Genomic DNA, 24,773 nt, shown 5'->3' with positions numbered 1-24,773 from the left:
GACATGCAGGTTGGTGAAACCATATATCTCGACTATCAGGCCTCGACGCCTATTGATCAGCGGGTTTTGAGCGTGATGACTGAAGCCTCAGCGACGCTTTTTGCTAATCCGCATGCGGCAGATCACGCTCTCGGATGGCGCGCAGCTGCGGCCATTGATATTGCAGCTAGCCAAGTCGGAAATCTCTTTGGCCTTCAAGGGGATGACGTAATCCTTACATCAGGGGCGAGTGAAGCAAATGCGATGGTATTCCGAACGGCACGGGCCATCGCTGAGAAGTCGGGAAGAACTGAAATCCTGATCGGAGCAGGGGATCATGGATCGATCCTCAAAGAGGCGGAATCTTGCGGTTTGATTGTGCGCTTTATCGCACTTAACGACAGCGGCGCTCCGGATGTGCTCGATTTGAAAAAACTGTTAAGCGCCACAACGGCCCTCGTATCTGTTGTGGGTGTGAACAACGAGAATGGTGCGATTGCTGATTTGGCCGCAATTTCCGAGTTGTGTAGATCCAACGGCACGTTGCTTCATGCGGATTTGGCACAAGCGCCACTTGCGATGGACTTGAACTTGCTTGATCTCGATATCGCTTTGGCCACCATATCAGCCCACAAGGTGTATGGGCCCAAGGGCATTGGCGCATTGTTGACAGGCCCAGGGTCTTCAAGATTGGTGGAGCCGGTTATTGTCGGTGCGGGTCAGCAGGGCGGTAGGCGCGGTGGCACTATGCCGACAGAGTTGATCGTCGGTTTTGGGGAAGCCTGCCGAATTCTTAAGTCGGCCGGGCAATCTGAGAGGGAAAGTCTGGCAGCCATCAGGAGTCTCTTTGTGAGACGCCTAGAAGAAAAACAAATTGCCACTTTGGTTGGTTCTTTGGAAAATAGGCACCCCGGAAATGCCTTGATGCGCTTTGCGGGCCATGACGCCTCGGACCTTTTGGCGCGCCTTCAGCCTCGGATCGCGGCTTCGACCCAGTCAGCCTGTTCATCAGGATCCATTGAGCCGTCTCACGTTTTGACAGCGATGGGTTTTGACCGTGACGTGACATCGGAGTGTGTCCGCTTCAGTTTTGGAAGGTTTTCGACTGAACAGCAGGTAAACATGGCTATCCGGTTTTTGTCTGAGGTTCTCGAGTTGACGTAGCCAGCCGTCCGCGATGCGCTCTTTTTTGTCGAGTGGAGGATGTCTTGGCTTCGCATGGCAACAGTGCAAGTGCGCATTTTGCAAGTGTGGTTGTAAAGTGTCAGAAAAAATACTATATTTCTGACACTAGGAGAATGACATGAACACGACAGCTGAGTCCATCAAGGCATTTGCCACCAGACTGCCTGAAGGCGCGACGATTTCTGCGAAGGAATTGTTGCACTTAGGGGAGCGTGCGGCTGTTGATCAGGCGCTTTCCCGACTCGTTCGGCGCGGTGAGCTTATGCGGGTCAAGCGGGGTTTGTTTGCGCTGCCAGTGAAAACGCGTTTTGGTGAGCGAGCGCCGTCAGTGCAATCCGTTGTCGAACACATCGTTCAAAGTACCGGAGAAACAGTCTCGGCGAGTGGCGCATCCGCGGCCAACATGCTCGGGCTAAGCACGCAGAACCCAACCCGGCAGGTATACTGGACGTCTGGTCCCAGCCGTCACCTCAAGTTGGGTGCGCAGAGTGTCGAGCTACACCATGTCCCAAGCTGGCAATTGCGTGCACCGCAGAGTAAGGCGGGGCACGCTCTCAGGGCAATGGCATATTATGGCAAGTCGGAAGCCAAGCAGGTTTTGCATCGCTTGAAATCGCACCTCAATGAGGAGGAGCGAATTGAGCTTTTTGCATTGCGGGTTGGTACGCCAACCTGGCTTGCCAAAGAACTCAGCGCTCTTGCGGCGGCATAATGGCAGAGACATCGAATTATTTCTCGCTGTCCGATAGCGACAAGATCGATGCTTTGGAGGCGGGTGCCTCAAAGCTGGGGCGGCCAGCCGATCTACTGGAAAAGGACATCTGGGTCGTTTGGGTTCTTAACGCCCTCTTTGACAGCGCTCTCGGCGAAAGCTTGGTTTTCAAGGGCGGTACGTCCCTGTCCAAAGTCTACAAGGCGATAGACAGGTTCTCCGAAGATGTCGATGTCACCTACGATATCAGGAAAATCATTCCCGATCTCATTGATGACCCCGCTAAACCCTATCCGCCCAACCGTTCCCAAGCGAAGAAATGGACAGAGGTTGCGCAAAGTCGGTTGTCGGGAGGGGTCCACGATGACGTCGTTCCGCTACTTGATGGCAAGATAGCTGCCGAAGGAGTTGGTGCAGAACTGCGACTTGAGGGTGATAATCTCTATCTCGACTACCGGGCTGTTCGAAGTGGAACCGGATATGTCCGACCAACCGTTCTTTTAGAGTTTGGGGCGCGCTCAACAGGCGAACCAGCGGAGCGTCAGAGTGTCAGATGTGATCTGGCCGAAGCAATTGGGGGACTGACCCTTCCGGAAGCTCGGCCCCGAGTCATGAAGGCTGAGCGGACGTTCTGGGAAAAAGCAACAGCTGTTCACGCTTACTGTCTTCGTGGCACGTTCCGTGGTGGCGATCGCTATGCCCGTCACTGGTACGATCTGGACTGTCTGGACCAAATTGGCATTGCTGAAAACGCATTGCATGACCGAGTACTCGCGAATGAGGTTGCAGAGCACAAACAGCATTTCTTTAGGGAAACCGATAACACTGGATCTGTCATTGACTACCAAGCTGCAGCGGCCGGATCCCTAACACTTGTGCCGTCTGGCGCACCCCTTAGCGCGTTGGAAGAGGACTATAGGAAAATGGTTGACGCCGGACTGTTGCAGTCAGATGCAATCTCATTCCATGACCTGATGGAGCGATTGTCGATACTGCAAAAGCGCGCGAACGCGCAGAATACTTAATATCTATTGAGGTTGGATAGACGGCAAAATGAAGGTTACCAAGGAAGCTTACGAGCAAAACTACCAGCAGTTCCGGTCACTGAACCAAATTATGTGGCAAATCCCTGTTTTGGCTATGACGCTGACCGGGGGACTTTGGTTTGGCGTCTCGACAATCGACAATAATGCCATGTTGGTCACTATCCTCCTCCTGACAGCCGTCATGGGCAACGTCATGTTATGCGGTGTCCTCGTACGTTTCAGACATGTGATGGGATGCTATCTCGACTGGCTAAAAGCTGCCGATCGAGATGGTTTTGTTGATGCCAGCCTAATGTCTGAAAATGCCACTAAACTTGAGATATTTTGCAACAAGGACAAAAAAGTTCACACCTTGTTCTTATACATGTTATCTTGGGCGGCGATCTGTAGTTTGGTGGTCTTGGCCGGATTTTGGAACGACAAATTAGGGATAATCGACTTGAGTAAAAGCAATCCATCATTGGAATTCTACGATGAGCACGCCGTTGCTCTGGCAGATAGCTACGAGTCAGTTGCTTTTGAGAATGCCTATCCCTTTTTGACCGACACCTTTGCTGCCGCATCACCACCGCTAGCTGTCCTCGATATCGGCGCGGGCACCGGTCGCGATGCGGCGTGGATTGCCTCTAAGGGTCATAACGTCCTCGCCGTCGAGCCATCCTCCTCGATGCTGACCATCGCGCAAAACCTGCATCAGTCGGAACGGATCACTTGGCTCATGAGTGAGCTACCTCGCTTAGGTCAACTCGATGCAAGTGCGAGCACTTTCGATGTCATTCTACTTAACGCTGTGTGGATGCATGTTGTGCCTCAAGATCGACACGCGTCACTGCAGCGCTTAAGGCAGCTCTTAAAGCCCGGCGGGTCAATTTTTGTTTCCTTGAGGCTTGGGCCGGTCAACGAAAATCGTGGCATGTTTGAAGTTTCGGGGTCCCAATTTGCCCTTGATGCAAAGGAAGCGGGCTTCGAAGTTGTTCCGCGTGGGGACTATGAGGATCTATTGGGGCGCGCTGAGGTTAGCTGGAAAATGTTTGAGCTGAAGTTAAGTGAATAATGGCGACATTGGCGGAGCCGAAGTAACGATAATTCCTAGTTGTCGCAACCACAGACCTGCATTATGAAACTGGCTCAGTCGGTAACGATAATGGACCCGCATTATCGTCAACATGGGTAGTTGCGGCTACGCATAATTGCCCTTGCCACCGACGGATTGCTGTCATTTAATTCACGCCTATTTATGAATGATGGTGGGAGCCACATGCAGGTTAGTGTCCGCGACAACAACGTTGATCAAGCCCTTCGGGTTTTGAAGAAAAAGCTTCAGGGCGAAGGCGTATTCCGTGAAATGAAGCTCAAGCAGCATTTTGAGAAACCATCTGAGAAGAAAGCCCGACAGCAAGCTGAAGCGATCCGCCGCGCGCGCAAACTGGCGCGTAAGAAATTGGAACGTGAAGGCATGTAATCATATGTCTTATTGGCGAATCTCGGGACGCCCGCAGTCAATTGGCTGCGGGCGTCTTGTTTTGACGACAGAACCTTCATGCGCCAAGGCCAACTCCGTGGTCGCGACGCATTGCGACGAGCTATCCGCGCTGCGCGTCAACGCACCAAGGGCTGGGGCCCGTGGCGGCAAGATAAGGGAACCCAAAACAGTAAAGCGCAGCCAGTTCGCCACCGTTCAGCAGCGGAAAAAATCGCTGTGGCAGGTGGGCAATGAAGAAGGCGGCAGCGTTCATGTCGCTCATGTCACTTGCCGGAAAACCCAGAATTTTGGTTGTTCCGTGCTGTAGCAGCAGGCGGTAGCGGTAGTGTCCCAAGACATGGTGTAATTTGTTCTCCGGCTCGGAGTTGAGCCGGTTTACGGGGCGGCGATCTTTGCCGGGTCCATGGTGATATCCTCGCAGATGGCGGCAATAGTTTCCAGATGTCGTCATGGGACGGGGAGGTTCTGATACTCTGGCGCTTTCACTTCTCAGAGGAGGACGAGATGAAGACTTTCATCGGTATCGACGTTTCTTTCGGGAGTTCCGCAGTCTGCGAACTCGACGAACCTGGGCAGATCGTGGAGCAAGCGAAGATCGTCTGCGAGCTTGAGGCTTACATCGCGTTCTCGGGCGATCTGCCATGGCGCCTAAAAACGATCGGGCTCGAGGCTGGACCGCTGGCGCAATGGCCCCACCGTGGCCTGCGGGAGGCGGGCTTCGAGCTCATGTTGATGGAGCCGCGCCAGGTAAAGGCTGTCTTAAAGGCGATGCCCGTCAAGACCGTCCGGCGTGATGCAGAGGGTATCGCTGCTGGATATTGAGCAGTCGTTTCGCGGGATGTTGCGCAACTTCGGGCTGAAGCTCGGCCCGGTCGGCAAGAGCCGCTACGTAGCGCGGATCTGCGAACTGGTCGCAGGAAACTCTTCGTTGAAAGTTGCAACTGCAGCGATCTTGAGGGCCCGAACGGCACTGCGTAGCGAACTTTCTGCCTTCGAGCGCCGAGTCCCCATGATCGTACGTTAGGACGATGCCTGTAGACTAATGATGACGATGCCAGGCGTCGGCACCGTGGTCGCCCAAACGGTCCGGTCAGTGATTGATGATCCAAGTCGTTTCTGCTCGTCGCGCGATATCGGCCCATGGGCAGGTCTGACGCCGCGAAGAGAGCAGTCTGTGAAGTCAATCGTCACAGTTGGGGACTCACTATCAAGCGCAAAAGCCCTCCCCCTACCATGCGCGAGCTAGGTGTAACCAACCGCAAAAACTTGCGACAGATCCCATTGCTCCGATTGCAATCAAGCTTCGCTGAGTAGGCGGGACAATATGCGTGCCTCGTGGTCCTGACCTCCGAAGAAGATCGCGAGAATGCGGACACGGTGTTGATGATCATCCACATCGAAATAGAGGACGGCGCGGCCCTTCGTAACGTTACGAATGCGCTTGCCGAGATGTGGACGGCGCGTCCCCTGATAGGGTGCCCCGCCCAGGCTGCGCATGGCACTTTCTATCTCGATCAATCTTTGCTCCGCGAGGTTGAAGGCCCGTTGTCCATCTTCTCCGAGCTCTTGCGCTGACTTGATGAGAAAATCAAAGATTAGGTCAAGGTCGTAATCGACGCCGTCGCCGCGAACGACGTCAAAGACCATGTTCGGTTTTCTTCCGCGCTATCATGTCTTGGGTCCGTCGCTCACCCTCAACAAGCGACACGAAAGTGCCGTTCTGACGCTTGGCGAGAAGCTCACGCAGAGCTTCAGTCGCTTGTGATTGCTCTCTCAGGAGTTCAAGCCCCTGCTGCACGACTGCGCTCAGGGTAGCATAACGCCCTTGGGACACGAGATCGCGCGCGTAAGCCTCTTGGGCCTCGCTGATGGATACAGACGCTTTTACGCTCATTAGAGTCGCCTCATCTAGATGCTACTCAGTAGCATATACCGCCGGAGACCCATTGTCGAGAGGGTTAAGCAAACTGCCCTTCCAAAGAGCCATGTCTTTGTTCTCGTAGCTATCAATCGGGCTTAGTTCGAGTGCCTTTCCAGACGGTTGCGATTGCGGGTTCGTCGGGGCGTACGATGTTTGAAGCTGAGTGCCCGAAGCCATCCGCGCGCAAGTCGTCCGCTGTCCGGCCCGGCGCGATGGCGCGCAGGTCGTCGTGGAACCACCTCGTAAAACCACGTACAGTGCGTAGCCAGAATAAATGGCGAACGATAAGCCGCCGACTAATTTTCGTACTGTACCTTTAATCGCCATACTGTGACCTTTATCACCGCACGGTCCGATCTGTGGATAACTGAGCGCGGGATTGATACTCGCCGTCAGATACCGTCATGTGTTTAAGTTCAGAATTTTGAAGTGCGGTTGGTTCTCGCTAACGCGATCTGAACAATGCAGGATGGACACCTTCCGGCGACTGCTCTCGCAGAAGTTTGCGAGAGCAGTTATTGGTTTTTTCCAAACGAACTTCGTGTTTTTGAAGAGTGCTTCAACACATCCGGTAAGGGGCTTGAGAGCGGCCCGCATTCCGTAATTCCCAAACATTAGGCCCTTGGCTTTTTTGGCGCCCAAGGCTCCTATCAAAGGTCATGCGACTTTTACTCCGACCGCATTAAAATCCACAACGAACTTAAAGGCGCCAAGGCCTTCGCAGGCATCGGAAAAACCTGCAAGACAGATCTCAATGTCTTGTTTGAACTGAGCCAAATTCATTTCTGAGGGCTGTTCGTGGAGAATAAGCTTGAACCTGGACGGTGTGTCGTTCCCATCGTCCATCATCTGGGCATCGTAAAATAGGGTAAAATCGCGGAATATAAGTGTGTGCAATTGTTTCCCTGGCCAGCAGGAATAGTGGAATAGCATACAAACAATATGCAGGTTCATCATGCTTACAGCATTCTGCGCTTTGCGGCATTTTTCAGCGGCCTCCATTGTGGGAAAGTTAATGACATGCCCACGACACAGGTCGTTCTCCTGAAAAAAGTAGGCCGCAACCTCCGACATTGCGTAGCCGCCTTCACCATACAGCTTGTACGCTATGTCAATTCCCAAAAGCGTACCATCATCTGTAACTGACGGACAATTAATGTATTCCTTCGCCAGAAAACGCAATGCGTCGACGAGGGGCTGAGGAAAAGAGGCTGGTTTCAGAACGATCGGTGTCAAATTAGTCATTGTTGTTCTCCATTTAACGGGCGGGGTTGATTGTGCCCATGAAAAGAAGATTGGAACGTTTATTTTAAGACAGAAACACTGAACGATAATTTGTGAAATTTTTTAGAAAAAGGCTCGATCCGGGGGGCAGGGCTGTATTCTGGTTCATACCTGCTCTTTGTGACATTGTTTGCACGCCGAAGACCTGGCGTGCGCGGAGCACTGCGTACGCCGCGCCGCTCGCTCCACCGATAAGATATCGGTTATAGGCCTGTTGGCTGCTGCCAAGGGCTCTGGCAAATCCGTAAGCAGTACCCAGCCCAGCAGAAATCGCTGGCATCATCATGTTCTCCTAAATTGTCCGAACGAGAAAGTGCGTTGCGACAATGAAGCCTCTGGCCATAAGCACCATCATGAACAAGGGGATGAGGGTGTTGTCACGTTAATGGGCTTGAGGTTGCTGGTTCATTTCAATGTGGCCGGAATAGAACGATAGAGGAACGTTCTTGCAGGATTTTCAGGTATCACGGGTTTGACCGGCAAGGCGAGGTACAAGGGTCGCGGAAGATGGACAGAGGCTTAGGTCTCATCTTGAGAGTGTCATTCGGCTGCCCCCCGTGACGCGATATCATCATACTGTTCTTCGGTAGAAGGAGACCTTGAGCCTGTCATCCAGTTGCCCAAGGCGGTCGAAATCTCCGACATTCCGGGTCACAATCAGGCATCCAAGACGGGATGCCTGCGCCGCCAGGATCGCGTCGTTCTGCGTCTTCCTGCGGTTTTCCCCGTTATAACCGAGAACGCGCGCCATGCAGCCCGCAAGCACCATTCCTCGCATGGTGTCCTCATGCGTCAAATCAAAGATCCTGTGGGCGCCGATGCTCGTCAGAAGGGTTCGGAGCTCGCGCGTAGCATCGGATGTGCGAGGGTCGTTTGGGTCGAGCCGACCGAAAAGAAAGGCCAACTCGCCGAGAACAACGGGGGAGTGGTAAATCGCCCGCGCCCGAATGCGCTCCTCGATGTCATGTGGAAGTCTACCTTGAAGCTGATCCAGGATCACGCATGTGTCGAGCATGATCCGTTCGCCGCCAACCGATGCATCGGCCAGAAACGAGAGATTACTGTCGGCACGCAAGGGCAGATCGGCTTTGCCGAGGGCGACCCGGCAGCGCCGTAGCAGTTCGTCGATTTCCATGCAGCGTCAGGCTTCCAGATCGAGGGTGGGGTCGATCTTTCCGCGCGCGGCGGTGAATGCATCCGCGAAGCCGTCCTCGATCACGATATTTGCGAGCGCGAACTCCAAGAGCTGGCTGTCAGACATTGCCCCGGCGCGGGCGCGCGCAAGCTCGAGGAGTTTCGGGTTGATCCGACCGGTCACCCGCGCACCCTTGTCACGCGACAGGCCCATTTCTTCGATCTGACTGAGAACTGCCTCAAGGCGGGCTCTGGAAGCCTCTGACTGCCGAAAGGTCTCTGTTTTTGCCATGACATCCTCCATTGATCAAAGTGTTCTACAAATACAATAAATTGTCAAACATTCAAGATGCAAGGATCCTACCTGTATCTCACGTATACCCAAATTGAGGGGTAACTCATACTCACAGCGGCCGATCAACTGACAACACATTCTTTAGATTTAATCGGTCTGACTGGCGGACGTCCTCTTTGATTTTTCAATAAGCCTCAACACCGCCGCTGGATCGTTCGGGCGATCGCGTCCGCTGGTTTTTACGATCCAGTGGACATAAAAAAGACCTGAAGCAGACACGACGACCGATACGACTGATAGAAAAACTTCGAAAAATGACATTCTTCGGCTCCTCGGCTTTATCGTTATTCAAATATAGTAGCACGGGTCAATGACCTCGTTAACTGCCAGCTAAAGGCGTCGGGTCAAATCCGATCCTACCAGCCTGCACCCGCGCCCAATTTTGAAATTGGCTCTCCCCGAGACGGCACACTGCCTCAGTTTGCGCACCGGCGGGAAATTGGCCCTCCGGTGCGTTTGTTCAAGCTGCCAGACTTTCAGCTAGGTCGGGAAGAACAGCTTCAGGGGCCCAAGCGGCAGTGAGTGCGGTGACGAAGTCCAGGAGAAATTGTTCGGCTTGGCCTTTATTCGAAAACGGCTGACCGGTGCCTTTGTCAAGGACGAGAAGATGGCCGTCGGGCGCATCGTGAAGTACGATGTCGGCATTCCAGCCACCGTTAACTGAGTAAAGAACGGCGGCCTGAATATTGTCTGGATGCCAGTGTGGCAGGCCCCGACGCAGCGCAGGGGCCTCTTTTTGGAATGTGCCGGGAAGGGCATCGACGTGGGTCCTGCGCTGCGCCATTTTGTGCAAACGACGTAAGAGGTGAAGCCCATCAATAAGCTGCTGATCAGTATATACAGGTGCGGTCACAGAGTATTTTCCTTGAGTTCTTGATTTGCTCACATCGCTCAAGCAAATGAGGGGCATAGCTGAAGCGATGTGAGGGAAGGGTGGCTTTAGGTACGCAACGCTGCGGGTGTCTGCGCATATGCGAGGAGCTGGGCTATCATCTCTATTCCTGCCCGACAGGCTTCCTCATAGGTGAGGCAAGGCAAGGCGTCCGGGGTGCCCAAGACATCCGGAGACCCCAAGCGGGCCGAAGATTCTGGCAGCGGTGAGTGCAGTAGAAGATCAGCAACCCATCCGCCATCGCGTCGAGTAACGATGAAGGCTCGAAAGTTCTGCGGGGCTAAGTGATGCGCTATCATGTCTAGCCGCGCACCGAAGGGCGGCTGGCCGGTTAGGCCGTTTCTCTTAAGTACGTCAAGTATTGCAGTTAGTCGGACTTCGCCTTTAGCGATTTCGATCTGAGTGAAGCGATCAATGTTCATTTGGAGTTCCTTTTGGATGTACGCCAGTTTCAATGGCGAAGAGGGTTTTTGAGGTTGGGGTTTCTGCTGGTTTTGAGTGGCAACCGGCTCGTCATCCCCTGCCTCGCCAGCAGGGCAGGGGTGACGCGGCGATGCCGCGAATAGAGTCTTTATTTTTTTGGAATTTTTGGGTGCGCTGCTTGGTGAGCTGTCACCATTGATCGAGCTGTTTGGCAGCGAGACTCTGAGCCTTCGTGCGCAAAGCAGGCAGATTTTCCGTCGCTTAGGTTTCGGGGTCCGCCGGAAGGGACGTGCCAAAAGCTAATCTGGAGCTGCGTTCCTGCGTGGACCTTCAGCCACCTGCCGCCCGCTCGTGAAAGCAACGTGATCCAGAACGCGCGCGTCCGAGGCAAAGGTGGGTTTCTTCTATTAGTATACTTATAGCGGTTTCCCCCTCTTGGTCAGAGGGGCTTAGCTGGCCGCTGATGCAGGGCACCAGGCACCCTTGCTGGCCAAAATCGCCTTCGCTCCATCGGGTACTAATGAGAGCCAGATGAACAGACCTCAGCGGCCTGATGGCCGCACCCGTTCGTTAGAATGTCTGATGATGGCCCTGTCATCCCGAGGGAGCACAGCTTTTTAAGCATGTGCACTGGCGGGTACCAAACGAAGGCGTTGGGGTTTTGCCAATCCAGAACGCAGGGCCAAAGGTTGCCTGATCTCGATGTGATTTTCAGAAAAGCGCCTTTTTTTATGAAAGGCGTTTTTCAAAAACCTCAATCGATCCCCCGGCCTTTCTGTAAATAAACAAAGGAAAAGTTATGACAGACACTCAAACACATTCGCGATCTGCCGCCCATGCATCCAATATGCTTGCCATTGTAGAGACCGCACTGTTTGCCAAAGACCGCCTCCCCGCGGTAGGCCGCAATCCGCACGGCCAGGATGTGGCAAGCTTCCATATTGCTGCCCGTCCTGGAGGCTGGGCACCAACGATCACATTCAAAGGTGGATCAGCAGGCAGCCCCGCGAAAATCTACCCATCCAAAAAAGAGGCATTTTTGGCCGGAGCAGGAACCTTGTGCCGCATCCTCAGCGGATCCAAGAAGCTGCCATTTGTCGTCGAAGGCGACACGTTGATGGTCGCAGGATACGGCACGGGTGGTTTTCCGGGAATTTTCATGATGAAAATGCCGGCACCCTGGATCTAATTAAGAGCACGGCCGAGCCTAAAACAGGGCTCGGCCAACAGATACCGCGATCTGCGGCGTTCATGATAACGGTTCGAGAACCGCAGTTTCATCATTCCTGATAACCGGGCGCTCTTCACTCACGATGTGTTTGTCGAATTCCGGCCAGAGATGTTGGGATAATTGCTGTGCACCTTTCGCGGTGGTGAATACAACCGCGTGAGTCTTGTGACCACCACGCATGCTCCTCGAGAGCAGCATGGAAGTTGCAGACAGACCCCTGTCAGCTGCAATGCTTTTCACCCACTGCAACATGACTTCCGAAGGGAGTTTTTTTCTGAATTCCTTTGCTGACTCGAAACTGGGAAACACGTCCTTGGCGTCTTTAGTCAACCCGCTTGGAGACAACCGAATCCCACGCAGCACAGGTCCGTTCGCTCCATCAATCGCACGTTCCAACTTTTGATATTTTTTGGAAACCTGCACATCAGACTTGTCCTGAACGACAGCGTCGAATTTGAGCCAATCATTTACGGGAAGACCAGGCAACGGGACGTTACTAAGAACTAGGACCCGCTTAGGTGTGTCGGTGCTCAGCAGCCTCAGCCGTGCAATTGCCTGCTCAGACTGCGCCTCGCGACTTTGACGAAGCAGGGCTGCCCCGCGTGGGTCCGGATGGCTTCGGACCTTCACATCCACGCGCGTATCGTCTGCGCGCAGAAGGCTGGTCTTGGAAGCCATCAATCTTTCTCCGTCGGTAAAGCTAAGCGGCATGTCACTATCTCCAAAAAGCGCACGCAACTGATCTTCGAGAGCAACGACAGGAAGTTGCAAACGACCCACCAGTATGATTGTTGCGAAGTCACTATAGGTGTTTACGCCCAGCAATCTCGGCCCGAACCATCTGACAGTAGCGCCATGGAGCATCTGAGGCTGGGTCGACCTGTCATTGAAGGTTTCCCCGTTGTCTTCATATAATTTATGCAGAACAGCCTTAGGCGCCACGACAAGCACATCTTTTTTACGAGCGCGTTCTACTTCGCGCTTGATGATCCTGACAATGTCATCGCGCCGTTCTTTGTGTTCCTCGCCCTTGAGTGTTGAGTACGCAAGGGTTTGGTCGCTCACCTGAATAACATGTGCTTTTGGTCGTGTGAGTAAACGTTCAAACTTTGCATTTGCGCAAAAGCGACTGACGATGGTTTCGTCGAGATCTGCATCCAAGAGAAGAATTGGCGCATCAACGGGAATTTCATCTAATTGATGAACTTTTATCAGCGCACGGTTGCCCGATTGTTCTGTTGGTTTTGCCAGGCTGAGGCGCTCTGTACCGCCCCGACCTATAGTTCTTGCCAACAGGTTAAAAACCAGCGACCGGACCTTAATGCTGTTAGCTTTCGCGTGATCGAACGAGGCTATTTGCAATCGGACGAGATTCTCTGGGAGTCCCGGATCGAGTTCCAAGACCGGCATAGCCAGCCGCTCTGCTGTGGCAAGGTCGCGCAATGATTTTGCTGTTATCTCTTTGTCGCGCAGCGCGAGATGCACCGGTTTCTTATCCCGCAAGGCAGCTGAAACCGTCTTTTGTGTTTTTTCATAGTTATGTTTTAAGGCGTCGTCCTTCAGGTGATCTGGTGTGAACATCCAGTCATCATGAGGCAACGACTCAATATCGATCATCTCTTTCCAGAATTTTTCGTCAATGATCCGCAGCGCAACAGGGCACGACAAAGGTGGTTTAGAGTTCAGATATGAATGAGCCAGAAACACGACGTGTGGCTTCGTGATGGCCTCTTGCGCAAGATAGGGGCATCCCTTGGCGCAGGCCGCTTCGACGATCTTGCCTCCTCGGGTTTCCTCTCGACATAGGGCCCGCGTGACCGATGAGACGTTTTTCGCGATTTCTTTCGCGACATCGGAGCGCGCGCACATAGCGGTGGCCGTTCCCGGGTTTAACGCACTCCTGCCGCGCAGCACGAAACTTGGATGATCGGAATTCAACTCTCTGAAGGTTTTCTCCGCTTCAACGGCCAAATCAAGCGTGGGCACATAGAACAGGATATGACCCCTTTTTAGGAATTCATGCCCATGCTTTGCAATGCACTCCAGCGCTGTGCGCGTCTTGCCAAGACCGGCCGAGACCTTGAGGCCGAGGACCGGAGGAGCGTTGTGCTCATCCCATGCATTCTGACCAGAACTGGTCGTCAAAAACCGCGCAATGTGTTCCATGAGTTGTTCTCGAGCCGTCTGGAGGTCGAGCCAGTCATCATGTGGAGGTACGCGTTGAGGGTCGGAAGTGTCATCAAGCATTTTGTACGTTTTTCGCTGTAGCAACAGACATCGTGGAGCATGGCTGTCAGAATTTTTGATTTACCAACGCTTAGAAAAGGCGTTGAAATTTGGGTTTGATGTCGTCGGCTCCTAGTACCGGTATCTTTGAAACCGGGGCGCGCAATGCGGACTAACTGCTGCACCAGCGTTGCCAGTGGATTGGCGCAAAAATTGGTCGAAAATTTGACCATCTCGTGGCGCGTTGTGTTTTGTCTGCCAAGCGTCAGCGCGCTGGGTTTCAGACGTGACCTATCGGTCAAAAGCCGCCAAGGTCGAATGTAACCGTCGAACATTTGGTGTCATGCCGGTCATAGGTATTCATTACCGGTGTGACACTTTTTTGATGCACGAAATTTCTCTGCCAGCAGGGTTCGACCGATTTCCTTGATATGATAATCAGAGGATCGGTCATGACGAACACTACCCTACTACCCCGAGATCTTGCCGGCCGCTTTGGAGGCTTTGGCGCGTTTCCGGCCAAAACTCCCGCACCGACAACGATGTTTACAAAATTGGCCCGCGCAGAGCCCAATCTCAGGCTGGCACTCAGGTTAGCCATCGAACATCTTGTCGAAATTGGGGATGCGCCGGAAGGCGCTCCTGTTCCTGCGATGGTTATTGCCGCCAGTCCCGGGGCTGGTAAAAGTCGCGTCGCGCGCGAGCTACTTGGGCATTTGGCTGGCAACAAACGCATTGTGTTTCATGCACCTACACTGGCGCTTTCCGAGGAAGCGGCCGAGCACGCCCAAGAACTTGAGGGGAAAGCCCATATCATTCGCGGTCGCTCCGCACCCGACCCAACCACTTCGGACGAAAAGATGTGCCGAAAGTATCAGCTGGTTGAGCGCGGAATCCGGCTGGGATTGAATATCCGCGAAAGCTTTTGCGAGCAGGGCGACGCGCGCTGTCCACATGCCGACAGCTGTGCTTATCTGAACCAATTCGCCGTCACCAATACAGTAGGGCATCGCTATATGGCGACGAGCTACCTCGGCTTTCCCGACACCGACAAATACGGCGGTATCTTGCGCGTGGTTGATGAAACGTTCTGGGCACAACAACTCTCATTCGTCACCATCAGCATCGATGCGTTTCGCTTGCCTCGAACTTTTTTACGGCACTACACCCAGCGTGGCCGAAAAGAGGACTGGCGCGTTGAAGCACATGCAGAACTTCTGACCGCCGCTCACACTCTCATCGAGACAATGATGCTGGGCCAATCCCCCTTGGAGTTGTCCTATACGGAAGAAGAGTATCGCGCGTTTGCGCGCCTCGAATATTCGGCTCAAGCAAATGTTCCCGCACCTGAACCGGATCAGAGCGACGCACAGCAATCCAGGTTGCTTGCGCGCGGCGAAGATCTCCTAAGAAATGCGTCCTGGTACGCCGCAGTCTGGACAAGCCTCGCCGATGCGAAGCAAAGAACAAGAACAACGATAGAACGGCTGCGCCTTGTGAACGGCCCCTCGGGCTACGCACTGAGGGTCTGCCGCGTACGCCCACAGCGTCACAAACAACCCATGCTCATTCTCGATGCCGATGCGGACCTTGAGATACTTGATGCTTTGGGTATTGAAGCACATCGCAGCACCAACATGGTGTTGCGCCCCCATGCGGACATAGTCCAAATTCATGATCGGCGCATGACACTCAGAAGCTTGCTCAAAGGTCCCGAATTGCGCGAGCACTGGCGCCGGGTGATCCGTCGCGAGGTATTGGCGGATCAGATGGGGCAAGGTGGCGGGGTTCTAGTTGGATGCAGCAGAAAGGTGGCGCTGCGCTTCTTCGAAGACGCGGGCCACAATTTCTCAGGGCTTCGGGATGAAGAGGTGTCCCAACGGATGCTGCACACACCGCTGCATGGGGCGCACTGGCTCTGGTACGGCGGGCGCGCCCTTGGCACCAATCGATATCGCGACTGCTCGACCGTGATCGCGATCGGCCGCGAAGAGTTGCCTGTTGAAGCACTTGAAGACTACGGCCGCGCCCTGTGGGGGGATCGTGAGGACGCGAATCTGGAGTTTATTCGACCAGACGCAACTGGCCAACTGCGCCTGCCGGAGGTCGAAGTTCCCTATGAGATGTCAGATGGCAGTGCCGTTGCGGTGCAAACCCCCTGCCATCCAGATCCGTTAATCCGGCGCGTGCAACTTCAGACGCGAGAGCTTGCCACGCGCCAGCTTGTCGAGCGCCTGCGTCTTGCCCGCTCGGAAACCCGCAAGCGCGTTATTTTGGGGTGCAACATTCCGATACCGGGTCTGCCGGTTGATGAGCTCGTGAGCTGGCAAGAGTTTCGGCCGACGCGGCTCGCGGCGGCTTTGATTGATGGTTTGACCGACAAAGGAGGGCTTCGTCTCTCGGGCTCCGGTCTCGTCGAAGATGCCCCGGCTTTGTTTACATCACTTGATGCAGTAAAGGCTTACCGAAAACGGTGTGGGATCGAGGCGGCAGATATGTTGTCCAGCTTGCCTGCGCAAATACGTGACCAACTTCACATAATTGAGCTACAGCAAGCGCGCCCCTATGCGCGTTCCTGCACGGCGCTGATCAAGGCTGACAGTGCGCTCGACGCGCTTCGGCGTGCACAGGAAATCTGGGGGCCGCTTTCAACGTGCACCTGTGCAGAGGTGCTAAGCCAAACGGGTCGGAACACAGTGCCAATCCAAACTGGTCTGAAAGGCCACATCACTGGCACGGGGCAGGGGCCAAGTCGGCAAAATATGCGGAGTATTTTGTAATGGCTCAGACCGATTTGTTGCGATGCCCGGGAATATTTTTCAATGCGGGAAAACAGACATCGCTCACTGGTCCAATGCCTCTTGTGAGCCCTGTCCCGGTCCGCCGCAGCCTGGCGCATGCCACCGCATCGGCGCGTCGCCAACGCCAGTATTAGAGCACTATTACGCCGGAACCCAGCATTCGACTTCTACAGGAAGTCGATATTGTAGAAGCTCAATACCCTGTTTGTTGCAAACAAGGGGAATTTTAAGGGGCAGGGTCCCTTCGACCCTGCGCGTCTTCTTGCGGACGCGCAGGACGAAGATCCCCCTTGCTGAATAGTAGGGAGGTCGACGCCCATTCCCAGCGACACCTGTCAATCACACACAGCACAAGCTTTAACGCGCAGGCTGCGTTGGTGCGTCGTCCTTTATCCCGGAGCCTCTGTGTTCGCAGGCGCTTTTCCATTTTCGACTTTTCCAAGGATACTACGATGACCGAACTCAACCCCAACACTCGCCCAGTTCTTTCTGCAGAGGTTCTCTTCCGCCGCCTCGCACCAACTGCTGCTGCAGAAGTTTCCCAGCAATTGCACCGCGCAGGCTTGGTCAATGCCAATGATCTGATCTTTGCCTTAACCACCGGTCTGCGCAGTTTCGCGCGCAACCAAGGCCTGTGTCTTGCGACAGAGTTCCCGCTGGCTTGGCCCCAAGCTTTGGAAGTCTTGAGGGGGTGCCGCAGTGAGGCAGAATGGGAGACGTTTTTGATGCAAACGAGCACTGCGCCTCAGGTCAAAGGATATAAGATGGCAAAAGGCGCGTCTCAGATGATCAGGATTCTGGAGACATTGCAGCAAACCGCTGACATGAGCCCAAGGATCGCAACAGCGTTTGGAACATGGGTGATCACGGCGGTCGTCATCGCGCATTCGGGCCCCTTGGATGCCGATGTTAGCCTCGAAGAATTGTCCGACTGCCTCTAGACAGCTTAGATCTCCCTTCCGGCTTTGAGAAAGTCGGAAGGGAGGTTTTTGCGACTCTCAAATTTTTGATGCAAATGGTTCAAATAGCTGGAGCCTATATGATAGTGATCGACCTGCTCCCCTCGCGAAGGGATCGCGTGCAATGACGCGAGATAAAATTGAAAACTTCGCCATTCTGGACTTTGAAGCGTCAAGCCTTTCGCTCGAAAGCTGGCCGATCGAGATCGGTCTCTCGTGGATCGACAATGGTGCCGTGCAGACGTGGAGCTCGCTGATCAGCCCCGCCGCAACATGGGATATCGATGACTGGTCGCATCTTAGTGCCGCGGTCCATAAGATTGCGTTCTCGAGTCTGGCGGGCGCACCTTCGGTGCAGGTTGTGTCACAGGCCTTTCTGAAAACCCTTGCCGGGCGGCAACTTGTTTCAGATGCTCCCGAGTTCGAAACACATTGGCTCACCCGCTTGCTGCACGCCGGTGGATATGACGAAGTACCCTCAATTGAGAACTTCGAGCACATCTCGTTTGCCCTCTACTCTGGTTATGCTTTGGATATGCTTTACGAAACGCTCGAGCGGCGTGCGGCACCACACCGTGCGGGCCCGGACAGCGCACGACTTGCAAAAAGCTGGCTCAAGGCGTCGAGGTTTTGAAGATAAGGCGGGCCTACTTGGAACCCCCAAACCGAACGCCCGGCATTTGCATAAAATTTCGCTGTGGCGTTTCCGCGGCATAATCGCTCGACCCATATTCTTTATACGACGGACGGACATTGTGTTTTCGTCGTTTGACTACGTCACCGGCGTCTCATGAAAGGAAGGAAACGCACGTCGGAAGGAGACTGTATTGTCGCTGAACATGGCAACGCGTTGCTTGGGATCTGATCAATCCCTATCGCGGCAAACAGAACTCAGGAGTCAAGCGGTGAAAGGCTCTTTGACTGTCCGATTGGAGGAGGTCGGCCCATCAGCCGATGCTCCGAACGTCTTGTCCGCTGACAAGGCGCACTAACGCGGGAAGCAGTGGATTCCCGCGCCGTCACAAAACCTTGTTTTAACGCCAATCTCGGCACCGGGAACCTCTCTGCAACAGAAGAAAAATGCGGATCGCCCAAGAAATGGAAACTAAAGAATGACACAGATGCTTCAGCCAGAGTTCGACTTGCTTGACCCGAACAATCCAACACAGGACGACCTCATTGAAATCCGCCGGCTCCTTCTGGCCGATTTGCGGGGACTGAAACTTGAAAAAATTGAACTGACCTATGAAGGCGAGGATGACACTTCCCAGATAGAGAGCTTTAGTGCGATCCCATCCATGGACCTTGCGGCGGACGTGATCTATCGCGTTGCGATGTTTGGGTTGGCGTACACCTATTCTGTTAATTTGGGGTGCAAGGATTCCTATGGTAATGAGGGCGTACTGAAATGGGACCTGGCGAATGATAGCATTGATATCTTTCACACAGAGCATAGCGTTTATGCACAAGCCGAAACCCACCGGGACCTCTAGGGATCCTGTAAAATAGGCGCGGGCACGCTCAATAGGGCAGGGAGGCTGCCGTGGAATTCAACATCAAAGAACCTTTGCACTATCCCGTATTGATCCTCGAAATTCTGAATCCGAAACATACCCGATTCAGATGACGGTGTTTCCAAAGCCAAGTTGTTGGCAGATTAGGCTTAGCCTTTCAAATTTTGGGATGACCCTTCTGGTACGGCATCTATCAGGGCCGAAAAACAAAACAGGACTTGGCCGCATGCGGCGGGGTTATCCTTCGTTTCGGCGAGGTTGCCGTCGGCATCGCGCCCGACGCCAAAGCCGGTAGCTTGGCGGCCCGCGTAGGCCGCATCAATACTGTAAACTGACCGCGCCGTCGCTGTGATCGGTTACAAAGCACTGCGTGTCTAAACGCATGTCGTGTTTTTTGGGGCGCATGCTCGGGACCTATGTCCCTCCCATGACGCATGACACCCCCCTTTCCAAAGATGACTTGGTCACGTTTTTCTGCCTGAAGCCTGTCAACAACGGCGATTACAGGGCGCTTTCGCGCGTCCTAAGGACGCTCGGCATCCGCTTAGTCGGCGGCACGACACGCTGGACGGTGGTGTGGTCGGCTCTGGGGCTGGCGACGGAACAAGACCTGCAGCGCGCGGCGGAGCTGAGGGAACCCCTGCTCGACGCAAAAGCGGCAGCGGCTCTCATCGGCGTGACACCTTCGATCCTCTACCGCTGGTCGAAAGGCAACGTGCCCGCACGGATGCCAGTTTTCCCAAAGGCCATCGATCTTTCAAAAGGTCGCAAAAACGCGCGCGGTCTGCGCTGGCGCCGTGCCGAGGTTTTGGCCTGGCACAGCCACGAAACCCTCCCCGTCTATGCGCGTACCGCTCCCGGCTTCGGCTCCCTTATCCCAAAAACATGAGCTCTTAATAGATGTCAGTTCACCCCTGCGGACACGCCGATTTCCACCAAGCGACCGGACCTACACGCAAGTGACCGGGACACAAACACCCTCGAGGTTTCACCGGCGGCAACCGCAAAGGTGTTTATGTCCGCTGCGCATTTAACCGGAAAAACCAGCATCTTAGCGGTTTTCTCATTTTCCCTGATCAACCTCATTCCTGAAAGGACATCTCATGCTTGATCTCTCTGGCAGACCCCCTGCCGACCTGTCTTCTGTTGCAACCATAGCGGCCTCCAGCACCCCCTCGGAGGTGCCCAACTTTGCACAGCTTCGCGCTTATACGGCCGCACGAAGCAATCTCTCTACCAGCACGCAATCAAGGTACTTGAGCGCGATTGATAAGGCCGCCTCGATACTGAACCGGCCGTTGACTGCGATTGAAGCAGACCTGGATGCTATTGCGCTGAGGTTCCCTTTGAAGGGGTTTGACCTCGATCATTGGCCAACAGAGCGCGCTTATAAGACGTTTCGGGGCCGGCTCTTGGCACCGCTAAAGACGTTTCACGGTGTTCACGCCGCAAAAGCTCGACTGCGGGCGATGCAGGACGATTGGACAGTATTGCTTGCGGCCATTGAACCGCGCGTGCAGGGGCGGGTAGGTACATCGGATTGGCATCCGATGAAGCTTCAGATGCTGAAGAGCTTTGCGCTCGTTGCGCGGTCTTACGGCTGGCAACCCGCGGATATGACTTTAGAGCGGGCGCAACAGATTGACCGGGATTTCAGCGGCAATGTGAGAGACTCTCATGCTCGGTCTCTCAAGCGCCTTGACGAGCTCCGCGCCTTTTCTGAACTTCTGCCCCTTTTGCCAGCGGGCCCCATCAACTTTCTGCCTGAGCGCCGGGCGCCAGCGCACCAAGAGATCCCGCAAGAATGGGAAGTCCAGTTCATCTCCTGGATCGAGAGTGTCACGAATAACTCTTGGGATCCGGTCGCAAAGGAATTCACCGATAGGCATGAGCCGCATGCGCATGTGATGAAGTCTGCTTTTCGCACGGCTTTGCGGGCGGGATTGGATCTCGGCATGATCAGCAGCGAAGAAGGCGATCTTAAAGCCATTCTGGCTTGTGATGAAACGCTCTATGGCATCGCGGGTGAGCTGTTTCGCCGTCAGCATGAACCGAAGTCAAAAGGGCATCTCGAGCCGCGCAGCGCCCGCAAATATCTCAAAGCCCTCAACCAGGTGCGCGCGCATCTCGGGCTGGATTGCAGCGGTATGCGTCAGGTTCTCGCGAACAACAAAACTGCGCGTGCAGGCCGCACGGCCGAAAAATCCATGACCAAGGTCAACCGCAAATTCTGTGAACGGCTTGTGGAAAAGAAGCACCTGCGGCGCCGTTTTCTCACGTCCTTTCTGACGCTGCGCGAGGCGGCTGAAAAGATCTTGGCGCAGGCTAAGGCCGAGGGTCGCAAACTCACAGCGCTTGAGACCTCCCAAGTCCGCATGCTCGGGGTCTGCGCATGTTTTGCAGCCATTGAAATTGGAGGGGCCCCCTTACGGCGCAGTAATGTGATGGCGCTGACATGCGTCGGTGAAGACGCGCAGTTCCGCATCCCTAAAAAAGGCAAAAAGCCCTTCAAGGTTGTCTTGCCGGCGGCGGTGACGAAGAACAATGCCGTGATTGAGTTCCCGATCGCGCGCAACAAATACGGCGCCTACGATACGATCCGCTGGTATCTTGAGGTGATCCGCCCGCTTTTTGCGCATGCAGACACAAGCCCCTTTCTTTTCCCTTCGGTACGCAAGACTGGGCGCTCTCTCAACGCGGACTTCTTTGCTGCGCACTTCTCGCAAGTCATGCGTGCGGTTGTCGATCTGCCGATGACCCCGCACCAAATGCGCCATGGTCAAACGTCGCTTTTGCTCGATCGCTATCCCAACGAGATCGAAGTGATTGCCAAGCGTATCGACGATACCGCGGCCACTTTGCGCCAATTCTACGGCTGGCTGAATGCGCTCAAACTCGTTGAGCGGGGCCAAGACATGATGATCGGATTGATGGATGACTAAGACTTACGACACCCGCAGCCGTGCAGAAATTCTATCGGCGGCGCATTTTGATCCTTACCGCGGGGCCGCGAGGCTTGATGAGATCTGCTTACGTGAGCTGCGTACCTTGGATAAGTTCTTTAGGTTTGCACAAGCGCGCGCGATCGTTGTGCCTACGCTTTCGGATTTTCTTACGTTTGCAGAAGGGGATGCTTCGCCACGACAGTTGGAGAACCTGCGCGGCGCGTTTGACAGGTTGGTCCCGCCAGGGACCCCAGTTCTTTGCACAATACGTGACGCGATCCGTGCAAAGAAAGGCGTGCGCCGTAGCTGTGACCTTCGAGATAGGCAGGCACTTGGGGCGGACCCTTTGATGGCTCCTTACTGCAACCTAAAAGGGTTCAAGGCAGTAGCGCTTGAGGACCTGCGCGTTTTCGCCAGGTTTCTCGCGTTCACAGCCGCGCGTGGGATCACGGTACCCACGGTCGATGACTACCTCGCTTTTGGGGCAGATGTGACATCGAGCCGCCGCTTGCGCTCTCTCAAAGCCGCCATCGATGTTTTGATGCCGGGCAGTCCTGCTGCACATGTGATCCTGCCTGAGGCGATCGTTCGCAAAGAGCCTGCGCAGGTTGCCAAGGCGGGGTCGGTGCCGCGCCCTGCAGCGCAACGGCGCGTCGCTTATGACGCCCTGCCGCCAGCTTGGCGGGCCAAATTGAAGGCGTGGCGCACGGGGTTTGTGGCGCTGCATGAAACAGTACCGGCCGCATCCGTGATCGACAGCACCGAAGATATCTTGCGTGAATATGCAAAAGTGCAGATCGATGCAGGTGCTACAATCGCTATTACAATCGAAGGGGTCCGGCGCATGGAGGCAGCGCGCACGGCGCATGCCAAAGCGCGCCAGGCCCCCGCCTATACGTCTCACGGGGATCGGCCCGCTACACGGCATACCGCTGTCATGCGGCTGCGTCAGTTTGCAGATGCTCTTGGAATTGACAGGCTGACGCTGGAGGCGATCCGTGCGCATGAGAACGCTCTGCGCTCTGACTTACAGTCCGTCGTGCCCCTAAAGTTTGGCCGTTATGAACAACTGCCTGATTTGAAGGAAACCTGGCAGCTGGCCCATGAACTTTTGGAGCAGAGCACTGAGGCCAAGCGGCGTCATACCAAGATACGCCTTCTCAACGAGGCGTTCTGTATTGCCTTTTGGACGCTGATCCCTCTGCGATTGGGAGACGGTCAGCTCATCTGGGGGGAGGATATATGGTATGATGGGGACTGCTACCGCATCGATATCACGACAACGAAAGAAGATGAGCCCTTACGCGGCAGATTACATAAACGGCTGGAGCCCTTTCTGAATGCTGTGCTTTTGCGCGGAATGAAGGTGGATCATCTGGCGCATCTCCGCGCGCTTTCGCAGACGGATCAGGTCCCGGTGTTGCGTGACGTATCTGGTAAAGGACTCGCAGGCGGTTATCCTTCCAGCGCTTGGCGCAGGCATATGGGGACCGGGGCGCATATTGCGCGTACTCGGATACATACAGAGCTTGGACAATTGGGGCCAGAAGGGGTGGAAATGGCGCTGGCCCTTACGGCTCAGCGCGATGCGCGATCCCAACTCGCCTACCAGGCGGCGCAATTTGAAAAGGCGCAGCGGGCCAAGGGCCAAAGTATGATTGACGGGCTATTGGCGGAGGTGTTCGACGCGTAAGCCTCGGCAACGCTCGATCGGGCTCGGTTGGCGCCTTAGTTGCTCCCAAAGAGGCGCTGCTTGTCAGGCACCGGACATGGTTTGGGCCCCACTGGGACTCAATCTCCCCTGAAGAGCACCGTGTTGGGGTCTGACGCGCCTCGACCGGATGCGCTTTGGGCTCTGCAACATCTGCTTGGCCATTCGAGCCAGACCATGCGGGGGTTTATTGGTCAGAATTCGACCGGCACCGACGGTTGGCTCGCGGACCCGATCTTGTCATTTCTCGGGGGGCCCGCGCGCGCCCAAAGGCGTGCGCGGGCCCATGTGTGAGGTTCTTGGCCAGAAGCTGATAATAAAAACTTCACCTAAACAATGCCTTGGTGACGACAAGGGAGGCGTTTGGGCGGAATGGCACAGAAAGTTGCTCTAGGGCATTTTTGTCGCCATTCGGATGATCCGATTTCTTGATCAGGAAGGCTGCGGTTGGCCTTCATTTGATTAGGAAAGGATACGTTCATGACGAACGATGATGCGGCACCTCTGGATATAGTAGTTCTCGTGGCTCTGCTGGCGAAAGACCGTTTGCCACCGGTAGCGATAAAGTGGCTGAACGGCCGCCTGCGCGGGGAAGAAACTATTGATTTTTCTCTCGAGAAGCACCCTGAGGGCTGGGTTTGGGGGCTGTCTTTCCGAGTACCAGAAAAAGACCGGCACCTCTTTGGATCGAGGGTGGAGCATCCGCGCCCAAAACCACTGCCCACAAAGCGGCGCGCCTTTCTCGCTGGCGCAGCAGCCCTTTGCGATTTTTTCACCCACTCTAAAGAGTTGCCGTTTATCGCGACGGATACTCAACTGATCGTCACGGGCTCTGGCGACGGCGGGTATTCGGAGGATTTCACCTTGAGATGGCTGGGGCCTTGGGTCGATGGCGAGCCCGTTACTCCCACCTCGTAAGCAAGCGCATGCAGGGGGGGGCTCTGCGCCCCCCGGGAAGGCCAAGTCCGGTCT

26 protein-coding genes are annotated in these 24,773 nt (G+C 54.8%); 16 read left to right on the top strand and 10 right to left on the bottom strand.

Translation table 11 applies throughout. The features are described from left to right. Positions 1-3 precede the first annotated feature (3 nt). The 5 genes from GLP52_RS15540 (at position 4) to rpsU (ending at position 4,384) form a co-directional block, all read left to right on the top strand. On the top strand, positions 4-1,143 hold the full coding sequence (locus GLP52_RS15540; RefSeq protein WP_237273631.1) for a cysteine desulfurase family protein: 1,140 nt from the start codon (positions 4-6) through the stop codon (positions 1,141-1,143). Positions 1,144-1,282: 139 nt separating this feature from the next. After that, on the top strand, positions 1,283-1,876 hold the full coding sequence (locus GLP52_RS15535) for a DUF6088 family protein (protein WP_237273630.1): 594 nt from the start codon (positions 1,283-1,285) through the stop codon (positions 1,874-1,876). Beyond that, on the top strand, positions 1,876-2,901 hold the full coding sequence (locus tag GLP52_RS15530) for a nucleotidyl transferase AbiEii/AbiGii toxin family protein (RefSeq protein WP_237273629.1): 1,026 nt from the start codon (positions 1,876-1,878) through the stop codon (positions 2,899-2,901). The genes GLP52_RS15535 and GLP52_RS15530 overlap by 1 nt, the downstream gene beginning before the upstream one ends. A 28-nt stretch (positions 2,902-2,929) precedes the next feature. Further along, the gene (locus tag GLP52_RS15525; protein WP_237273628.1) at positions 2,930-3,976 is read left to right on the top strand and encodes a class I SAM-dependent methyltransferase; all 1,047 of its coding nucleotides are present in this window, start codon (positions 2,930-2,932) and stop codon (positions 3,974-3,976) included. A gap of 204 nt (positions 3,977-4,180) precedes the next feature. Then, positions 4,181-4,384 carry a 30S ribosomal protein S21 gene (gene rpsU, locus GLP52_RS15520; protein WP_114276987.1) on the top strand — a complete coding sequence of 68 codons (204 nt, stop codon included), beginning with the start codon at positions 4,181-4,183 and terminating at the stop codon, positions 4,382-4,384. Positions 4,385-4,505: 121 nt separating this feature from the next. On the opposite strand, the gene GLP52_RS15515 is transcribed toward rpsU, so the two are convergent. Beyond that, on the bottom strand, positions 4,506-4,856 hold the full coding sequence (locus GLP52_RS15515; RefSeq protein ID WP_237273627.1) for a DoxX family protein: 351 nt from the start codon (positions 4,854-4,856) through the stop codon (positions 4,506-4,508). 53 nt (positions 4,857-4,909) lie between these two features. Between GLP52_RS15515 and GLP52_RS15510 the strand changes: the two genes are divergently transcribed. Further along, on the top strand, positions 4,910-5,227 hold the full coding sequence (locus tag GLP52_RS15510) for a hypothetical protein (protein ID WP_237273626.1): 318 nt from the start codon (positions 4,910-4,912) through the stop codon (positions 5,225-5,227). Positions 5,228-5,447: 220 nt separating this feature from the next. After that, the gene (locus GLP52_RS19715) at positions 5,448-5,651 is read left to right on the top strand and encodes a transposase (protein ID WP_443069450.1); all 204 of its coding nucleotides are present in this window, start codon (positions 5,448-5,450) and stop codon (positions 5,649-5,651) included. 50 nt (positions 5,652-5,701) lie between these two features. Here GLP52_RS19715 and GLP52_RS15505 read toward each other — a convergent pair whose 3' ends face one another. The 8 genes from GLP52_RS15505 to GLP52_RS15470 form a co-directional block, all read right to left on the bottom strand. Then, positions 5,702-6,052 (bottom strand): type II toxin-antitoxin system RelE/ParE family toxin, encoded by a 351-nt coding sequence (locus tag GLP52_RS15505; RefSeq protein ID WP_237273625.1) that lies wholly within the window; start codon positions 6,050-6,052, stop codon positions 5,702-5,704. Continuing rightward, positions 6,042-6,299, bottom strand: coding sequence for a ribbon-helix-helix domain-containing protein (locus GLP52_RS15500; RefSeq protein ID WP_237273624.1), 258 nt, complete (start codon positions 6,297-6,299; stop codon positions 6,042-6,044). The genes GLP52_RS15505 and GLP52_RS15500 overlap by 11 nt, the downstream gene beginning before the upstream one ends. A 684-nt stretch (positions 6,300-6,983) precedes the next feature. Further along, a complete protein-coding gene (locus GLP52_RS15495; RefSeq protein WP_237273623.1) occupies positions 6,984-7,571 on the bottom strand; it encodes a hypothetical protein in 588 nt (195 codons plus the stop codon). Between the two features lie 610 nt (positions 7,572-8,181). Continuing rightward, on the bottom strand, positions 8,182-8,745 hold the full coding sequence (locus GLP52_RS15490) for a type II toxin-antitoxin system VapC family toxin (RefSeq protein WP_237273622.1): 564 nt from the start codon (positions 8,743-8,745) through the stop codon (positions 8,182-8,184). 6 nt (positions 8,746-8,751) lie between these two features. Then, positions 8,752-9,036 (bottom strand): hypothetical protein, encoded by a 285-nt coding sequence (locus tag GLP52_RS15485; RefSeq protein WP_237273621.1) that lies wholly within the window; start codon positions 9,034-9,036, stop codon positions 8,752-8,754. 150 nt (positions 9,037-9,186) lie between these two features. Then, positions 9,187-9,360 carry a hypothetical protein gene (locus tag GLP52_RS15480; protein WP_237273620.1) on the bottom strand — a complete coding sequence of 58 codons (174 nt, stop codon included), beginning with the start codon at positions 9,358-9,360 and terminating at the stop codon, positions 9,187-9,189. Between the two features lie 199 nt (positions 9,361-9,559). Continuing rightward, complete coding sequence (locus GLP52_RS15475; protein ID WP_237273619.1) at positions 9,560-9,952, bottom strand: hypothetical protein; 393 nt, start codon at positions 9,950-9,952, stop codon at positions 9,560-9,562. Positions 9,953-10,038: 86 nt separating this feature from the next. Beyond that, the gene (locus GLP52_RS15470) at positions 10,039-10,413 is read right to left on the bottom strand and encodes a hypothetical protein (RefSeq protein WP_237273618.1); all 375 of its coding nucleotides are present in this window, start codon (positions 10,411-10,413) and stop codon (positions 10,039-10,041) included. 848 nt (positions 10,414-11,261) lie between these two features. Here GLP52_RS15470 and GLP52_RS15465 point away from each other — a divergent pair. Continuing rightward, on the top strand, positions 11,262-11,603 hold the full coding sequence (locus GLP52_RS15465) for a hypothetical protein (protein ID WP_237273617.1): 342 nt from the start codon (positions 11,262-11,264) through the stop codon (positions 11,601-11,603). Between the two features lie 60 nt (positions 11,604-11,663). Here GLP52_RS15465 and GLP52_RS15460 read toward each other — a convergent pair whose 3' ends face one another. Next, a complete protein-coding gene (locus GLP52_RS15460) occupies positions 11,664-13,892 on the bottom strand; it encodes a hypothetical protein (RefSeq protein WP_237273616.1) in 2,229 nt (742 codons plus the stop codon). Between the two features lie 431 nt (positions 13,893-14,323). Here GLP52_RS15460 and GLP52_RS15455 point away from each other — a divergent pair, with 431 nt between their 5' ends. The 8 genes from GLP52_RS15455 (at position 14,324) to GLP52_RS15420 (ending at position 24,719) form a co-directional block, all read left to right on the top strand. Beyond that, positions 14,324-16,651 (top strand): hypothetical protein, encoded by a 2,328-nt coding sequence (locus GLP52_RS15455; RefSeq protein WP_237273615.1) that lies wholly within the window; start codon positions 14,324-14,326, stop codon positions 16,649-16,651. Between the two features lie 473 nt (positions 16,652-17,124). Then, a complete protein-coding gene (locus tag GLP52_RS15450; RefSeq protein WP_237273614.1) occupies positions 17,125-17,613 on the top strand; it encodes a hypothetical protein in 489 nt (162 codons plus the stop codon). Positions 17,614-17,755: 142 nt separating this feature from the next. After that, positions 17,756-18,265: a 3'-5' exonuclease gene (locus tag GLP52_RS15445; RefSeq protein ID WP_237273613.1), complete on the top strand. Its 510-nt coding sequence runs from the start codon at positions 17,756-17,758 to the stop codon at positions 18,263-18,265. Between the two features lie 478 nt (positions 18,266-18,743). Next, positions 18,744-19,124 (top strand): hypothetical protein, encoded by a 381-nt coding sequence (locus GLP52_RS15440; protein WP_237273612.1) that lies wholly within the window; start codon positions 18,744-18,746, stop codon positions 19,122-19,124. Positions 19,125-19,572: 448 nt separating this feature from the next. After that, complete coding sequence (locus GLP52_RS15435) at positions 19,573-20,034, top strand: hypothetical protein (RefSeq protein ID WP_237273611.1); 462 nt, start codon at positions 19,573-19,575, stop codon at positions 20,032-20,034. Positions 20,035-20,248: 214 nt separating this feature from the next. Beyond that, on the top strand, positions 20,249-22,087 hold the full coding sequence (locus GLP52_RS15430; protein ID WP_237273610.1) for a hypothetical protein: 1,839 nt from the start codon (positions 20,249-20,251) through the stop codon (positions 22,085-22,087). Then, positions 22,080-23,783 carry a hypothetical protein gene (locus GLP52_RS15425; protein ID WP_237273609.1) on the top strand — a complete coding sequence of 568 codons (1,704 nt, stop codon included), beginning with the start codon at positions 22,080-22,082 and terminating at the stop codon, positions 23,781-23,783. The genes GLP52_RS15430 and GLP52_RS15425 overlap by 8 nt, the downstream gene beginning before the upstream one ends. 498 nt (positions 23,784-24,281) lie before the next feature. Further along, positions 24,282-24,719 carry a hypothetical protein gene (locus GLP52_RS15420; RefSeq protein ID WP_237273608.1) on the top strand — a complete coding sequence of 146 codons (438 nt, stop codon included), beginning with the start codon at positions 24,282-24,284 and terminating at the stop codon, positions 24,717-24,719. Positions 24,720-24,773 lie beyond the last annotated feature (54 nt).

This window comes from Sulfitobacter sp. M22 (assembly GCF_021736025.1).
Classification (GTDB): Bacteria; Pseudomonadota; Alphaproteobacteria; order Rhodobacterales; family Rhodobacteraceae; genus Sulfitobacter; species Sulfitobacter litoralis.
This window is presented reverse-complemented; position numbering and strand designations above follow the sequence as displayed.

Bases quoted from the DNA above. Each gene is read 5' to 3' on its own strand.
- GLP52_RS15540 (WP_237273631.1), top strand. From the start codon at position 4: ATGCAGGTTGGTGAAACCATATATCTCGACTATCAGGCCTCGACGCCT.
- GLP52_RS15535 (WP_237273630.1), top strand. From the start codon at position 1,283: ATGAACACGACAGCTGAGTCCATCAAGGCATTTGCCACCAGACTGCCT.
- GLP52_RS15530 (WP_237273629.1), top strand. From the start codon at position 1,876: ATGGCAGAGACATCGAATTATTTCTCGCTGTCCGATAGCGACAAGATC.
- GLP52_RS15525 (WP_237273628.1), top strand. From the start codon at position 2,930: ATGAAGGTTACCAAGGAAGCTTACGAGCAAAACTACCAGCAGTTCCGG.
- rpsU (WP_114276987.1), top strand. From the start codon at position 4,181: ATGCAGGTTAGTGTCCGCGACAACAACGTTGATCAAGCCCTTCGGGTT.
- GLP52_RS15515 (WP_237273627.1), bottom strand. From the start codon at position 4,856: ATGACGACATCTGGAAACTATTGCCGCCATCTGCGAGGATATCACCAT.
- GLP52_RS15510 (WP_237273626.1), top strand. From the start codon at position 4,910: ATGAAGACTTTCATCGGTATCGACGTTTCTTTCGGGAGTTCCGCAGTC.
- GLP52_RS19715 (WP_443069450.1), top strand. From the start codon at position 5,448: ATGATGACGATGCCAGGCGTCGGCACCGTGGTCGCCCAAACGGTCCGG.
- GLP52_RS15505 (WP_237273625.1), bottom strand. From the start codon at position 6,052: ATGGTCTTTGACGTCGTTCGCGGCGACGGCGTCGATTACGACCTTGAC.
- GLP52_RS15500 (WP_237273624.1), bottom strand. From the start codon at position 6,299: ATGAGCGTAAAAGCGTCTGTATCCATCAGCGAGGCCCAAGAGGCTTAC.
- GLP52_RS15495 (WP_237273623.1), bottom strand. From the start codon at position 7,571: ATGACTAATTTGACACCGATCGTTCTGAAACCAGCCTCTTTTCCTCAG.
- GLP52_RS15490 (WP_237273622.1), bottom strand. From the start codon at position 8,745: ATGGAAATCGACGAACTGCTACGGCGCTGCCGGGTCGCCCTCGGCAAA.
- GLP52_RS15485 (WP_237273621.1), bottom strand. From the start codon at position 9,036: ATGGCAAAAACAGAGACCTTTCGGCAGTCAGAGGCTTCCAGAGCCCGC.
- GLP52_RS15480 (WP_237273620.1), bottom strand. From the start codon at position 9,360: ATGTCATTTTTCGAAGTTTTTCTATCAGTCGTATCGGTCGTCGTGTCT.
- GLP52_RS15470 (WP_237273618.1), bottom strand. From the start codon at position 10,413: ATGAACATTGATCGCTTCACTCAGATCGAAATCGCTAAAGGCGAAGTC.
- GLP52_RS15465 (WP_237273617.1), top strand. From the start codon at position 11,262: ATGCTTGCCATTGTAGAGACCGCACTGTTTGCCAAAGACCGCCTCCCC.
- GLP52_RS15460 (WP_237273616.1), bottom strand. From the start codon at position 13,892: ATGCTTGATGACACTTCCGACCCTCAACGCGTACCTCCACATGATGAC.
- GLP52_RS15455 (WP_237273615.1), top strand. From the start codon at position 14,324: ATGACGAACACTACCCTACTACCCCGAGATCTTGCCGGCCGCTTTGGA.
- GLP52_RS15450 (WP_237273614.1), top strand. From the start codon at position 17,125: ATGACCGAACTCAACCCCAACACTCGCCCAGTTCTTTCTGCAGAGGTT.
- GLP52_RS15445 (WP_237273613.1), top strand. From the start codon at position 17,756: ATGACGCGAGATAAAATTGAAAACTTCGCCATTCTGGACTTTGAAGCG.
- GLP52_RS15440 (WP_237273612.1), top strand. From the start codon at position 18,744: ATGACACAGATGCTTCAGCCAGAGTTCGACTTGCTTGACCCGAACAAT.
- GLP52_RS15435 (WP_237273611.1), top strand. From the start codon at position 19,573: ATGACGCATGACACCCCCCTTTCCAAAGATGACTTGGTCACGTTTTTC.
- GLP52_RS15430 (WP_237273610.1), top strand. From the start codon at position 20,249: ATGCTTGATCTCTCTGGCAGACCCCCTGCCGACCTGTCTTCTGTTGCA.
- GLP52_RS15425 (WP_237273609.1), top strand. From the start codon at position 22,080: ATGACTAAGACTTACGACACCCGCAGCCGTGCAGAAATTCTATCGGCG.
- GLP52_RS15420 (WP_237273608.1), top strand. From the start codon at position 24,282: ATGACGAACGATGATGCGGCACCTCTGGATATAGTAGTTCTCGTGGCT.